This is a genomic window from Comamonas sp. w2-DMI (assembly GCF_040187735.1).
Classification (GTDB): domain Bacteria; phylum Pseudomonadota; class Gammaproteobacteria; order Burkholderiales; family Burkholderiaceae_C; genus Comamonas; species Comamonas terrae.
The window spans coordinates 1-13432 of sequence record NZ_JBANEL010000026.1; the positions used below are offsets into that span (position 1 = coordinate 1).

Below are 13432 nucleotides of genomic sequence, written 5' to 3' on the forward strand. Positions count from 1 at the left end.
GGCCAGCTTGGTGCCGGGCATGAGGCGGTGTTCGACAATGGCCTTGGTCAGGCTTTCGACGATGAAACTGGTGGTGGAAGCTTCCATCGCCTCATCATAGTCCTTGGCGGCAAGTTTTGTATACAGTTTCTGTCGACAGGAACTAAGTGTTCTCCCTTAGGCTCCTCTGGCTGACACCAAGGTGAAAAGTGTTTTGCTGTGGAGAGGGGGCAGCAAGGCCCTCCGAAATCACCGGCCCGGCTGGACGGCGCCGAAGTGGCGCGTCAGGTGGGCGATGAACTTCTGCACGCGGCTCGTGTGCTGGTGGCGCTGCGGGTAGACCGCGTAGATATCCGCCATCGGGGTACTGTAGTCCTGCAGCACCTGCACCAGCCGGCCGCTTTGCAGATAGCGCGCGATGTCCCATTCCGCCCGCATCACGATGCCCAGGCCCGCCAGGGCCCAGTTCACGGCGATCTCCCCGTCGTTGGTGGAAAGGCGGCTGCGCAGCCGCACGCTCTCGGTCCTGCCGCCATGCGCAAAGCGCCAGATGCCGTAGGCATCGTCACCCTGGCGTATGTCTATGCAGTCGTGGTGGCGCAGCTGGGCGGGCGTCTGCGGAGCGCCATGCTGGGCCAGGTAGCGGGGGGCCGCGCACAGCAGCCGCCGGTTGGGTGCCAGCCGCGTGGCCAGTACCCGCGCATCGGGCGGTTCGCCAAAGCGTATGCAGATGTCGAAGCTGTCGTCGACCAGTGGTGGCGGCTGCACCGACAGCTGCAGCTGTACCTGGACCTGCGGATATTCCCTGCTGAAGCCGGCGATCAGCGGCGCGATATGGCTGCGGCCGAAGCCCAGCGTGGCGTTGACCCGCAGCAGTCCCTGGGGCTGCCTGCGCATGCCGGCCAGTTGCTGCTCCATGGCTTCGATGTCGGCCAGGATGCGGCGGGCCTGTTCCAGATAGGTTTCGCCCTCCATCGTCAGGTGCAGGCGCCGCGTGGTGCGGCTGACCAGCTGTACGCCGAGCCGGGCCTCCAGTTGCGAAAGGCGCTTGCTGGCGGCGGCGGTGCTGATGCCCTCCTCGCGCGCTGCGGCCGAGAGGCTGCCGGCACGAGCCAGCAGGCTGAAGAACGCCATTTCGGAAGGAGGCGAGGCGGGAGTGCTCATTGTTGAATCAAAGTGAACAATGGCATCACTTTAAGGGCGTGTGCAGCCCGGCTCAAGCGATAGATTCGCCTCCCATGGCCCCGTGGTGGCGGGCCGCACATCCACAAGGAGCAAAAGATCCATGAGCAAGACCTATCGCATCGCCTGCATCCCCGGCGACGGCATCGGCAAGGAGGTCATCCCCGCAGGGCAGGCGGTGCTGGAGGCGCTGGCCGCGTCGCAGCCCGGCCTGGCCTTCGAATTCACCAGCTACGGCTGGGGCGGCGACTGGTACCGCGCGCACGGCGAGATGATGCCGGCCGACGGCCTGCAGGCGCTCAGGGACAAGGATGCCATCCTGTTCGGCTCGGCGGGCGACCCGCACATCCCCGACCACGTCACGCTGTGGGGGCTGCGCCTGAAGATCTGCCAGGGGTTCGATCAGTACGCCAACGTGCGGCCCACGCGCATCCTGCCCGGCATCGACGCGCCGCTCAAGCGCTGCGGCCCGCAGGACCTGGACTGGGTCATCGTGCGAGAGAACTCGGAAGGCGAATACGCGGGAGTGGGCGGGCGCGTGCACCAGGGCCACCCCCTCGAGGCGGCCACGGACGTGAGCATGATGACCCGCGCCGGCGTCGAGCGCATCATGCGTTTTGCCTTCAGGCTGGCGCAATCCCGGCCGCGCAAGCTGCTCACGGTCATCACCAAAAGCAACGCCCAGCGCCATGCCATGGTGATGTGGGACGAGATCGCCGTGCAGATCAGCCAGGAGTTTCCCGACGTGAAATGGGACAAGGAACTGGTGGACGCCGCCACCGCGCGCATGGTCAACCGCCCCGCGACGCTGGACACCATAGTCGCCACCAACCTGCATGCCGACATCCTGAGCGACCTGGCCGCCGCGCTGGCCGGCAGCCTGGGCATCGCGCCCACCGGCAACATCGACCCCGAGCGCCGCTACCCCAGCATGTTCGAGCCCATCCACGGCTCGGCCTTCGACATCATGGGCAAGGGCCTGGCCAACCCCGTGGGCACCTTCTGGAGCTGCGTGATGCTGCTCGAGCACCTGGGCGAGCCCGCCGCCGCGCAGCGCCTGATGCGCGCCGTGGAGAGCGTGACCGCCGATTCCCGGCTCCACACCGGCGACCTGGGCGGCCAGGCCACCACGGCCGAGGTGACGCAGGCGGTGATCGACCGGTTTCAACATGCGCAGCCCGCCGGCCGGGCCGACAAGGCTGCCCAGGCCGTCTGAGGCAGCCCGGCCGCGGCACTGTCCGCCGGGGCGACAGCCCCGGCGAACATGATTCCAACGACAAAAAAGACAGAGAGACAAATCATGAGCACCATCAGCAAGCGCACCGTTCTCGCATCCATGCTGGGCCTGGCGATCTGCGGCGCGGCCGCCTCCGCGGCCTGGGCCCAGCCCTGGCCCGGCCGGCCCGTGAATCTCATCGTGCCCTTCCCGGCCGGCGGCACCACCGATGTGCTGGCCCGTGCTCTGGGCCAGGAACTGGCCAAGAGCCTGGGCCAGCCCGTGATCGTGGAAAACCGTCCCGGCGCCGGCGCCACGCTGGGGGCCGACTACGTGGCCAAGGCCAAGCCCGACGGCTACACGCTGCTCATGGGCGCCGTGCACCACACCATCGCCACCAGCGTCTACCGCAAGCTCGGCTATGACTTCCAGAAGGACCTGGCGCCCGTGACCACGGTGGCCGTGGTGCCCAATGTGCTGGTGGTCAATCCCCAGGTACCGGCCAGGAGCGTGCAGGAGCTGCTGGCGCTGGCGCGCGCGCAGCCGGGCAAGTACACCTACGGCTCCAACGGCGCGGGCACGGGCCAGCACCTGATCGGCGCCCAGTTCGAAAGCATGGGCCATGTGCAACTGCTGCATGTGCCCTACAAGGGCAGCGGCCCGCTGACCACGGACCTGCTGGGCGGGCAGATCGCCATGTCCTTCGACACCGTCACGCCCGTGCTGCCGCACATCAAGGCCGGCAAGCTGCGCGCGCTGGCCGTGACCACGGCCAGGCGCTCGGTGGCCTTGCCCGACGTGCCCACCATGGACGAGGCGGGGCTCAAGGGCTTCGACATGGGTACCTGGTTCGGCGTGCTCGTGCCCCGGGCCACGCCCGCCGACGTGGTGGCGCGCCTGAACGCCGACATGGTGCGCATCATCCAGTCGCCGTCCTTCCAGAAGAAGATGGCCGAAATCGGCGCCGACCCCGTGGGCAACACCCCGCAGCAGATGGCCGAGCAGATCAGGGACGACACAGAGCGCTTTGCCAGGCTGGTCAAGGACGCCGGGGTTTCCCTGGAATAACGCATATTCCGTCCCGGGGCCGCGACAGGCCGGTGGGCAGGGCGCAATCCCTTGCCGCGCCGGCCCTGGCGGGCGGTGCGGCTGCGGCGCGCTAAGCAGTTTTGACCGGAGCGCATGTGCCTGCCTGGCGGCGGCTGCTTTCATAATGGCCGTCGGAGACACCTAACCATGAGCACTGCAACGCACCCGGCGCTGGCCCAGCCCCAGCACGACCCCCAGCAATTTCTATTGGACCTGTACCGCATCGCCGTACAGCGTGCCCAGCCCCTGCACAGCATGGCGCAGCACCTGCCCAAGCCGCCCAAGGGCCGCACGGTGGTGCTCGGTGCCGGCAAGGCCGGCGGCTCCATGGCCCAGGCGCTGGAAGCGCTGTGGCCACAGGATGCGCCGCTGTCCGGACTGGTCGTGACGCGCTACGACCACATTCCGCCGCGCCCCGAAGGGCTGGCCCGGCGCCTGGAAGTCGTGGAAGCGGCCCACCCCGTGCCCGATGCCGCCGGCCTGGCTGCCGCCGAGCGCATCCTGGCGCTGACCGAAGGCCTGACCGAGGACGATCTGGTGCTGTGCCTGATCTCCGGCGGCGGCTCGTCGCTCCTGACCCTGCCGGCCGAGGGCATCGACCTGGCGGAAAAGCAGCGCATCAACAAGGCCCTGCTCGAAAGCGGTGCGGCCATCAACGAGATGAACTGCGTGCGCAAGCACCTCTCGCGCATCAAGGGAGGGCGCCTGGCCGCGGCCTGCCATCCGGCCAAGGTGGTGACGCTGACCATCAGCGACGTGCCTGGCGACGATCCGTCGATCATCGCCAGCGGCCCCACGGTGCCCGATGCCTCGACCTGTGCCGACGCTCTGGCCATCCTGGACCGCTACCAGATCAGCGTGCCCGACTCCGTGCGCGCCGCGCTGGAGGATGGCTCGCTGGAAACGCCCAAGCCCGGTGACCCGCGCTTTGCAGGCCATGAGGTCCACATGATCGCCACGCCCCAGCAGTCGCTGGACGCCGCTGCCGCGGCGGCGCGCGCGGCCGGCATCGCGGCCCATGTGCTGTCCGACGAGATCGAGGGCGAATCGCGCGAAGTGGGCAAGGTGCATGCCGCGATGGCCCGCGCCGTGGCCCGCCACGGCGAGCCGTTCGCCAAGCCTTGCGTGATCCTCTCGGGCGGCGAGACCACGGTCACCATCCGCCCGCGCCAGCCTGGTGCAGCCAAGGGGCGCGGCGGCCGTGCGGGCGAGTTCTGCATGGGCCTGGCCCAGGCGCTGCAAGGCCAGGAAAAGGTCTGGGCGCTGGCCGCCGATACCGACGGCATCGACGGCGTGGAAGACAATGCCGGCGCACGCGTCTCGCCCGACACGCTGGCACGCGCAGCCGGGAAGAACCTGCGCATCAGCGACCATCTGGACCGCAACGATGCTTACGGCTATTTCTCGGCCCTGGGCGATCTGGTGATCACCGGCCCGACCCACACCAACGTCAACGATTTCCGCGCGATTCTGATTCTTTGAAAACATCAAATTGAATAGCTGCCTGCGCTAGCTATTCAATGGTTTCAGGCTAGAAACAATCTGCAGCTACCGTTCATAAAGCGGTAGCTGCTCTTTTTTATGTAGCTGGCATGTAAAATTGGCAGGGTGATCGCATCTATCTAATCAGTGCTTTTTGTAGATGCAGATGTCTTGCTTGTGCAGTGGACAGAGGCCGGTTTTCGCCCGGCAGGCGACCTACTCTTCTTGCTCGCGCAAGCAGAGTAGACAGAAGAAGCGCGCCCTGCTGCCTGCGTCCCTACGGCTTCGCCTACGGGCAAACCTGCGTCACCTGCTTCAGTCTGCGGTGCGCCCCAACTCACGACGCGCTGCGCGCTTCGTTCAAACAAACGGGCGCAAGTCAGTGCACGAAGCAACGCTGTCCTGCGGCAGCGTTGCCCGCAGCCTGAACCGGGCGCCGCAGGCGCAGCCAAAAAGCGGTTGGGAGCGGGAACCACACGGGCCGTCGCTGCCGCTTGGCTTGGGGCGTTGCGCTGTTTCCTATCCCCCTGTGTATGCGCCTGCGGCACGAGGCTGGCGGGGGGGGCGGCTGCACCGCAGAGTGCAGACGCTTCGTGGTCTGACTCGCCGCCGTTTGTTTGAGTGGAGTGCGTAGCACGCAACGAGTTCGGTGGCGCCCCCCCGCAAGCCTTGTGACGCAGGTTGCCTGTAGGCGAAGCCGTAGGGACGCGGCAGTGGGGCACGTTTCTTTGGGTACTTGCTTGTCGTGCGACAAGAAAGTACCTCGCCTGCCGGGGCGAGACCCGGCTTCTGTCCGTAACGCGGGCATGACGCTTCAAATCAAGTCATTGATTTTTCAAAGTATTTAGATGCGACTGCCCTGGTAAAACAGTCACGCTCCAACCCCGGGACAGCGAGAAAGGGCCACTCCGCACCGGGACTGTCGTCCCTCTCCGTTAGCGCGTAGCGCGTACAGAGAGGGGAGGGCGCGAAGCGACTCAGGGGGGCATCTCTAGCCGCCGCGCGGCAGCTCCTCCCACCAGGCGTCGTCGAAGCGGCCCTGCAGAAAGGCGATGAAGGACTGCACCTTCTGCGGCACCAGGCGCGGCGATGGATAGACGGCGTGGATCTCCTGCTCGGGCAGGCGGCAGGTCTTGAGCACCTCGACCACGCGGCCGTCCTTGAGGGAGTCATGCGCCACGTAGCGGGGCAGGGCGGCAATGCCCATGTGCGAGCGTGCGGCGGCCAGCAAGGCCGAGAGGTTGTTGGAGCGCAGCCGCCCGGTGACGGGAACGGAGACGGGCTCGCCGCTGGCATTGCGCAGGCGCCACAGGTCGTTGCCCTGCACGCTGCTGTAGATCAGCGTGGCGTGCTCCTTGAGGTCCGAGGGGCGGCGCGGCGTGCCGCGTTTCTTCAGGTAGGCGGGCGATGCCACCAGCACCCAGGGGTTGACGCCCAGCGTGCGCGCGCCCAGCGACGAATCGGCCAGCTTGCCCAGGCGCAGCGCCACGTCGATGCCGTTGGCCACGAGGTCGGTGTAGCGGTCCTCGAAGCTCAGGTCCACCTGCACCTGGGGATTTTGCTGCATGAATTCCAGCGCCAGCGGAATGACCACGCGCCGCCCGAAGGCCACCGAGCTGCCGATGCGCAACTGGCCCTGCACATGGGTCTGGCGCAGCTGGACCACGTTTTCGGCGTCGGCTACGTCGTTGACGATGATCTTGCACTTCTCGTAGTAGAGCGCGCCGGCCTCGGTCAGGCTCACGCCGCGCGTGTTGCGGTTGAGCAGGCGGACCTTGAGCCGCGTTTCCATGGCCGCGACCTGCTTGGTCACTGTGGGCTGGGTGGTGGCGAATTCCTGGGCGACCTTGGTGAAACTGCCGGTTTCCACCACCCGCACGAACATGTGCATGGCATCGAGTCGGTCCATGATTTCCTCTCCTACTTATTCTTCAGTGGAATAAATTTTATGGTCCGTGGGCGCCTTCCGCCAGGCGGGGGTCTTGTCTAAAGTCCATCTCAGTTCTTAGGAGACCCCCATGGCCAAAATGAAAGCGATCGAAGCCGCAGTCCGCGTGCTCGAAAAAGAAGGTGTAACCGTTGCGTTCGGCGTGCCCGGCGCGGCAATCAATCCGCTGTACGCAGCGATGAAGGACCACGGCGGCATCGGTCACATTCTGGCCCGCCACGTCGAGGGCGCCAGCCACATGGCCGAAGGCTATACCCGTGCCGTCGCCGGCAACATCGGCGTGTGCATCGGCACCAGCGGACCTGCCGGCACCGACATGATCACCGGCCTGTACTCGGCCAGCGCCGACTCCATCCCGATCCTGTGCATCACCGGCCAGGCACCGCGCTCGCGCCTGCACAAGGAAGACTTCCAGGCCGTGGACATCGCCTCCATCGCCAAGCCCGTGACCAAGTGGGCCACCACTGTGCTGGAACCCGCCCAGGTGCCCCGCGCCTTCCAGCAGGCCTTCCACCTGATGCGCTCCGGCCGCCCCGGCCCCGTGCTGATCGACCTGCCCATCGACGTGCAGCTGGCCGAGATCGAATTCGACATCGACACCTACGAGCCCCTGCCCGCCTACAAGCCGGCGGCATCGCGCAAGCAGGCCGAGAAGGCCATCGCGATGCTCAACGAATCCGAGCGTCCGCTGATCGTCTCCGGCGGCGGCGTGATCAACGCCGATGCGTCCGAACTGCTGGTCGAGCTGGCCGAAACCCTGAACGTGCCCGTGATCCCCACGCTGATGGGCTGGGGCACCATTCCTGACGACCACCCGCTGATGGCGGGCATGTGCGGCCTGCAGACCAGCCACCGCTACGGCAACGCCACCATGCTGGCTTCGGACTTCGTGTTCGGCATCGGCAACCGCTGGGCCAACCGCCACACCGGCTCCGTCGACGTGTACACCAAGGGCCGCAAGTTCATCCACGTGGACATCGAGCCCACGCAGATCGGCCGCGTGTTCGCCCCCGACTACGGCATCGTCTCCGACGCCAAGGCTGCGCTGGAGCAGTTCGTGGCCGTGGCCAAGGAGTGGAAGGCCGCCGGCAAGCTCAAGGACCGCAGCGCCTGGGTGTCCGAATGCCAGGGCCGCAAGAACAGCGTCGAGTTCCTGCGCAAGACGAACTTCGACAACGTGCCGATGAAGCCCCAGCGCGTGTACCAGTGCATGAACCGCTCGCTGGACCGCGACACGACCTATGTGTCCACCATCGGCCTGTCGCAGATCGCCGGCGCCCAGTTCCTGCACGTGTACAAGCCCCGCAACTGGATCAACTGCGGCCAGGCCGGCCCGCTGGGCTGGACCACGCCCGCCGCTCTGGGCGTGCGCGTGGCCGATCCCAAGCGCAAGATCGTGGCGCTGTCGGGCGACTACGACTTCCAGTTCATGATCGAAGAGCTGGCCGTGGGTGCACAGTTCAAGCTGCCCTACGTCCACGTGCTGGTCAACAACAGCTACCTGGGCCTGATCCGCCAGGCGCAGCGTGCCTTCTCGATCGACTATTGCGTGCAATTGGCGTTCGACAATATCAACATGAATGAGGGTGAAGCCAGCCGCGGCTACGGCGTGGACCATGTTAAGGTCGTCGAGGGCCTGGGCTGCAAGGCCATCCGTGTGCACCGCGCCGAGGACTTCGCTCCCGCCATGGCACAGGCCGAGGCCTGGATGGCCGAGCACAAGACACCGGTGGTCATCGAGTGCATCCTGGAGCGTGTGACCAACATCTCCATGGGCACCGAAATCGACAACGTGGTCGAGTTCGAAGACCTGGCCACCGAAAAGGCCGACGTCCCCAGCGCACTGGCGCTGCTGGACTGAGCGGTCGGCCCAAAGGACAGAGCCTGGGCTCTGTCCTTTTCCCTTTGACGAGATATCTGGAGACTGAAGTCATGCCCCGTTTTGCTGCCAATCTGAGCATGCTGTTTACCGAGGTGCCGTTCCTCGACCGTTTCGAGCGCGCCGCCAATGCCGGCTTCGAAGCCGTCGAATTCCTGTTTCCCTACGCCCACACCGTGGAGGAAATCAAGGAGCGCCTGAACGCCACCGGCCTGAAGATCGTGCTGCACAACCTGCCCGCCGGCGACTGGGATGCCGGCGAGCGCGGCATTGCCTGCGACCCCAAGCGCGTCGACGAATTCCGCGCCGGCGTGGCCAAGGCCGTGACCTATGCCCACGCCCTGGGCGTGCCCCAGCTCAACTGCCTGGCCGGCAAGGCGCCCGCGGGCGTGGACGCCGCCACGCTGCGCCGCACCTTCGTCGAGAATCTGCGCTTTGCCGCAGCGGCGCTCAAGACTGCCGACCTGCGCCTGCTGATCGAGCCCATCAACCCCTTCGACATCCCCGGCTTCTACCTGAACCGCACGGATGAGGCCCTGTCCATCCTGGACGAAGTCGGCGCCGACAACGCCTTCGTGCAGTACGACATCTACCACGCCCAGCGCACCGAGGGCGAGCTGGCCAACACGCTGCAGAAGAACCTGGCCCGCATTGCCCATGTGCAACTGGCCGACAACCCCGGCCGCAACGAGCCCGGTACCGGCGAGATCAACTACCCCTTCCTGTTCGCGCACCTGGACCGCATCGGCTACACCGGCTGGGTCGGCTGCGAATACAAGCCCGCCAGGGACACCGAGTCCGGCCTTGGCTGGATCGAGACGGTTGCAGGCCAGAAGAAGGCCGCAGTGGCCGCCTGACACGCGGCATCAGCCACGAATTTGATTCTTAATAAAACTAGGAGAACACCATGAACGCATCGTCCCTCAAGCTGGGCTTCATCGGTCTGGGCATCATGGGCGCGCCCATGTGCGGCCACCTGATCGCCGCCGGCCACCAGCTGTTCGTCAACACCGTGGGCAAGGTGCCTTCGCCCATCGCCGAAAGCAGTGCCACCCAGTGCACCACGGCCCGCGGCGTGGCCGAGCGCGCCGACATCATCTTCATCATGGTTCCCGACACGCCCGACGTCGAGAAGGTGCTGTTCGGTGAAGACGGCGTGGCCGCCGGCCTCAAGGGCAGCTCCGGCAAGATCGTGGTGGACATGTCCTCCATCTCGCCCGTCGCCACCAAGGACTTCGCCAAGCGCATCGAAGCCGCTGGCGCCCAGTACCTGGACGCTCCCGTCTCCGGCGGCGAAGTCGGTGCCAAGAACGCCACGCTGTCCATCATGGTCGGCGGCCCCGACGCAGCCTTCGAGCGCGTCAAGCCCCTGTTCGAGAAGATGGGCAAGAACATCACCCTGGTGGGAGGCAACGGCGACGGCCAGACCGCCAAGGTGGCCAACCAGATCATCGTGGCGCTGAACATCGAAGCCGTGGCCGAGGCCCTGCTGTTCGCCTCGCGCGCCGGCGCCGATCCGGCCCGCGTGCGCGAAGCCCTGCTGGGCGGCTTTGCCTCTTCCAAGATCCTGGAAGTGCATGCCGAGCGCATGATCAAGCGCACCTTCGATCCCGGCTTCCGCATCGCCCTGCACCAGAAGGACCTGAACCTGGCCCTGTCCAGCGCCCGCCAGCTCGGCGTGTCGCTGCCCAATACGGCCCAGGCCCAGGAACTGTTCAACAGCTGCGTGGCCCATGGCGGCGCAGGCTGGGACCATTCCGGCATGGTGCGCGCCCTGGAAATCCAGGCCAATTTCGAAGTCGGCCAGAAGGTCGAAGGCTGACATCCGCTTGGTGGGGAGGACGGCGACAGCCAGGCGCAACAATGCGTGCTGCGCATTCAGCCAGTAGCTGTCCTGCAAGCAAAAAGCCGCGCTCGGTGAGCGCGGCTTTTTTTATGCCAATGCCGAGGCCGGCGGGCCAGCCACGGCAGCGGAAAAGCCGCTCCCGAGGGCGCGGGCCGTGCGGGCGGGCGCCGGCTCAGTACGCCATGGTTTCGCCGTCGGGATTGCGCGGATCGGAAGCGCCGTACAGCGTGCCGTCCCTGATCTCTATGGTCTGCGTGCGGCCCATGGAAGGCTTGAGCACCACGTTGTGCCCCCATTGCCTGAGCAGGGCCAGCGTGTCGGCGCTGAAGCCTTTTTCGACGCGCAGCTCGTCTGGCGACCACTGATGGTGAAAGCGCGGCGTGGCGGCGGCCTCCAGCGGGTTCATGCCGTAGTCGATGTAGTTGACGATCTGCTGCAGCACGGTGGTGATGATGCGCGCCCCGCCGGGGCTGCCGGTCACCAGCACCGGCTTGCCGCCCTTGAGCACCATGGTGGGCGTCATGGACGACAGCGGGCGCTTGCCGGCCTGCACGGCATTGGCGTCGCCGCCCACCAGGCCGTAGGCATTGGCCACGCCGGGCTTGGCCGAGAAGTCGTCCATCTCGTTGTTGAGCAAAATCCCCGTGCCCCGGGCCACGATGCCGCTGCCGAAGTTGGTGTTGAGCGTATAGGTCACGGCCACGGCGTTGCCGGCCTTGTCCACCACGGAGTAGTGCGTGGTCTGGTCGCTTTCATGGGGCTGGGGCTTGCCGGGCCTGATGTCCCTGCTGGGGCGGGCCTTGCGCGGCTGGATGGTGGCGGCCAGCTCGTCAGCATAGCTTTTGGAGATCAGGCCCTGCAGCGGAATCTTCACGAAGTCCGGGTCGCCCAGGTATTCGGAGCGGTCGGCATAGGCCAGCTTCATGGCCTCGGTCATGTAGTGCACGCTTTGCGCGCTGTTCGCGCCCCACTGGTTCATGGGCCAGCACTCCATCATGTTGAGGATCTGCAGCAGGTGGGCGCCGCCCGAGGACGGCGGCGGCATGGTCACGATCTGGTAGCCGCGGTAGGTGCCGCGCAGGGGCTCGCGCTCCACCACCTTGTAGTCGCGCAGGTCCTGCAGCGTGAGGGCATTGGCATGCGGCGCCATTTCGGCCGCGATCTTCTGTGCGATCGCACCCTGGTAGAAGACCTTGGCGCCCTGCTGGCTGATCAGGCGCATGGATCGGGCCAGGTCCTTTTGCACCAGGCGGTCGCCGGTCTTCAGCGGTGCGCCGTTCTTCCAGAAGATGGCCTGGGTGGCCGGCCATCGGCCCATGTTCTTCTTTTCCTGCTCCAGCGTCTTGGCCAGGGTCACGCTCACGGGATAGCCTTTTTCAGCCAGCGCAATGGCCGGCGCCATCACTTTGGGCAGGGGCATGGAGCCCCAGCGCGAGAGTGCATGCGTGAGGCCGGCCACGGTGCCGGGCACGCCCACGGCATAGTGGGTATAGAGCGACTTGCCGTCGATGACATGGCCCTTGTCGTCCAGGTACATATTGCGCGAGGCACCCCGGGGGGCCACTTCGCGGAAGTCCAGCGCAATGTCCCTGCCGCTCCTGGCATCGTGCACCATCATGAAGCCGCCGCCGCCGATGTTGCCGGCGTTGGGCAGGGCCACGGCCAGCGCAAAGCCCACGGCCACGGCCGCATCCACGGCATTGCCGCCGGCCTTGAGAATGTCCACGCCGATCTGCGTGGCCAGTTCCTGCTCGGTGGCCACCATGCCGTTTTTGGCCTCGACGGGATGGAACACGTCCATGTCGAAGTCATAGGCGGCGGCAGCGGCCTTGGCGGCATCGGACTGCATGACGGGTGCGGCGGCAGGTGCGGAGGGTGATGCCGTGGCGGCCGGTGCGGCGTCCTGGTTCCGGTCGCCATGGCTGCTGCAGGCGGCCAGGCCGGCAAGGGCAATGGCGAGGCAGGCGGCCTGCGCGGTGGCGCGCAATCGCGTGGGTAGGGGCATGATTCTTGTCTCCTGAGTTCGTCGTCCGGGAATGCGGCCCGTTGCGGGCTGCGCCGGCGAGGGGCCAGTCTAGAAGCGCTGCCGGCCGCTTTCTTGCAGGACTGCAGGCCATTTTGGGTATGTGCCTAGAAGTCAAGGCTGTAAAGCCTTGGGTGGGGTACAGAAACTGTATACACTTTGACAAGGCAAAGAGGGGATGGCTCGCGCAGGGGTGCGAGCGCTGCCACTTTGTCTATCGATATTTGACATAACCAAGGCGGCCCTGAACCGCCTCTGAGGAGATTTCCATGGGCCTGAGCACCCACGTTCTCGACACCATGAATGGCTGCCCTGCCGCCGGCATGGCCGTCGAACTGTTTTCCACCGAAGGCGACAAGGCCACGCTGATCAAGAGCCTGGTGCTGAACCATGACGGCCGCACCGATGCGCCGCTGTTCGACAACAACGCGCTCAAGGTCGGCACCTACCGCCTGACGTTCGACGTGGCCGCCTACTTCAAGGTCCGCGGCGTGCAGCTGCCCGAGCCCAGCTTCCTGAACAAGGTGAGCCTGGACTTCGGCGTGGCCAACGTCGACCAGCACTACCACGTGCCCCTGCTGGTCAGCCCCTGGAGCTACTCCACCTACCGCGGTTCCTGATAGCGGACCAGGGCGGGCTTGTCGCTCGTTCTGAGGAACATGGCAAAAATGAAAGCGGCTTGCGCTGAGTCATCAAGGATTTCAGATTGAAATATGTCTGAAAACTATAGATGAAGGGCGCAAGCCGCTCATTTATTTGAAGATCCGTGCCGGATCTCCCGGGCTCGT

10 protein-coding genes and 1 pseudogene are annotated in these 13432 nt (G+C 66.0%); 7 read left to right on the top strand and 4 right to left on the bottom strand.

Features of this window, described 5'->3' with window-relative positions; genetic code table 11:
• Together V8Z74_RS21395 and V8Z74_RS21400 are read right to left on the bottom strand one after the other, a co-directional pair.
• A pseudogene (locus V8Z74_RS21395) lies at nt 1-126 on the bottom strand (GntR family transcriptional regulator); the annotation flags it as partial.
• Between the two features lie 102 nt (nt 127-228).
• Complete coding sequence (locus V8Z74_RS21400; RefSeq protein WP_349711080.1) at nt 229-1143, bottom strand: LysR family transcriptional regulator; 915 nt, start codon at nt 1141-1143, stop codon at nt 229-231.
• Between the two features lie 121 nt (nt 1144-1264).
• Here V8Z74_RS21400 and V8Z74_RS21405 point away from each other — a divergent pair, with 121 nt between their 5' ends.
• The 3 genes from V8Z74_RS21405 to V8Z74_RS21415 all read left to right on the top strand — a co-directional run bounded on the left by V8Z74_RS21405 (nt 1265) and on the right by V8Z74_RS21415 (nt 4948).
• The gene (locus V8Z74_RS21405) at nt 1265-2377 is read left to right on the top strand and encodes a tartrate dehydrogenase (protein ID WP_349711082.1); all 1113 of its coding nucleotides are present in this window, start codon (nt 1265-1267) and stop codon (nt 2375-2377) included.
• Between the two features lie 120 nt (nt 2378-2497).
• Complete coding sequence (locus V8Z74_RS21410; protein ID WP_349711126.1) at nt 2498-3445, top strand: tripartite tricarboxylate transporter substrate binding protein; 948 nt, start codon at nt 2498-2500, stop codon at nt 3443-3445.
• Between the two features lie 168 nt (nt 3446-3613).
• Nucleotides 3614-4948, top strand: a complete 1335-nt coding sequence (locus tag V8Z74_RS21415) for a glycerate kinase type-2 family protein (protein WP_349711084.1) — start codon at nt 3614-3616, stop codon at nt 4946-4948.
• Between the two features lie 991 nt (nt 4949-5939).
• On the opposite strand, the gene V8Z74_RS21420 is transcribed toward V8Z74_RS21415, so the two are convergent.
• Nucleotides 5940-6857: a LysR family transcriptional regulator gene (locus tag V8Z74_RS21420; protein WP_066477010.1), complete on the bottom strand. Its 918-nt coding sequence runs from the start codon at nt 6855-6857 to the stop codon at nt 5940-5942.
• Nucleotides 6858-6966: 109 nt separating this feature from the next.
• Between V8Z74_RS21420 and gcl the strand changes: the two genes are divergently transcribed.
• From gcl to glxR, 3 genes are all read left to right on the top strand, one after another.
• The gene (gene gcl / locus V8Z74_RS21425) at nt 6967-8757 is read left to right on the top strand and encodes a glyoxylate carboligase (protein WP_066477004.1); all 1791 of its coding nucleotides are present in this window, start codon (nt 6967-6969) and stop codon (nt 8755-8757) included.
• Nucleotides 8758-8828: 71 nt separating this feature from the next.
• Nucleotides 8829-9632: a hydroxypyruvate isomerase gene (hyi, locus tag V8Z74_RS21430; protein WP_066477002.1), complete on the top strand. Its 804-nt coding sequence runs from the start codon at nt 8829-8831 to the stop codon at nt 9630-9632.
• 50 nt (nt 9633-9682) lie between these two features.
• Nucleotides 9683-10597 carry a 2-hydroxy-3-oxopropionate reductase gene (gene glxR, locus V8Z74_RS21435; RefSeq protein ID WP_066476998.1) on the top strand — a complete coding sequence of 305 codons (915 nt, stop codon included), beginning with the start codon at nt 9683-9685 and terminating at the stop codon, nt 10595-10597.
• A 196-nt stretch (nt 10598-10793) separates the two neighbouring features.
• Here glxR and ggt read toward each other — a convergent pair whose 3' ends face one another.
• Nucleotides 10794-12626, bottom strand: coding sequence for a gamma-glutamyltransferase (ggt, locus tag V8Z74_RS21440; RefSeq protein ID WP_349711085.1), 1833 nt, complete (start codon nt 12624-12626; stop codon nt 10794-10796).
• Between the two features lie 287 nt (nt 12627-12913).
• Here ggt and uraH point away from each other — a divergent pair, with 287 nt between their 5' ends.
• A complete protein-coding gene (gene uraH, locus V8Z74_RS21445) occupies nt 12914-13264 on the top strand; it encodes a hydroxyisourate hydrolase (protein WP_349711086.1) in 351 nt (116 codons plus the stop codon).
• Nucleotides 13265-13432 lie beyond the last annotated feature (168 nt).

What these genes read in the sequence shown, in the direction of transcription:
- V8Z74_RS21400 (WP_349711080.1), bottom strand. Translation starts at nt 1,143, where the DNA reads ATGAGCACTCCCGCCTCGCCTCCTTCCGAAATGGCGTTCTTCAGCCTG.
- V8Z74_RS21405 (WP_349711082.1), top strand. Translation starts at nt 1,265, where the DNA reads ATGAGCAAGACCTATCGCATCGCCTGCATCCCCGGCGACGGCATCGGC.
- V8Z74_RS21410 (WP_349711126.1), top strand. Translation starts at nt 2,498, where the DNA reads ATGCTGGGCCTGGCGATCTGCGGCGCGGCCGCCTCCGCGGCCTGGGCC.
- V8Z74_RS21415 (WP_349711084.1), top strand. Translation starts at nt 3,614, where the DNA reads ATGAGCACTGCAACGCACCCGGCGCTGGCCCAGCCCCAGCACGACCCC.
- V8Z74_RS21420 (WP_066477010.1), bottom strand. Translation starts at nt 6,857, where the DNA reads ATGGACCGACTCGATGCCATGCACATGTTCGTGCGGGTGGTGGAAACC.
- gcl (WP_066477004.1), top strand. Translation starts at nt 6,967, where the DNA reads ATGGCCAAAATGAAAGCGATCGAAGCCGCAGTCCGCGTGCTCGAAAAA.
- hyi (WP_066477002.1), top strand. Translation starts at nt 8,829, where the DNA reads ATGCCCCGTTTTGCTGCCAATCTGAGCATGCTGTTTACCGAGGTGCCG.
- glxR (WP_066476998.1), top strand. Translation starts at nt 9,683, where the DNA reads ATGAACGCATCGTCCCTCAAGCTGGGCTTCATCGGTCTGGGCATCATG.
- ggt (WP_349711085.1), bottom strand. Translation starts at nt 12,626, where the DNA reads ATGCCCCTACCCACGCGATTGCGCGCCACCGCGCAGGCCGCCTGCCTC.
- uraH (WP_349711086.1), top strand. Translation starts at nt 12,914, where the DNA reads ATGGGCCTGAGCACCCACGTTCTCGACACCATGAATGGCTGCCCTGCC.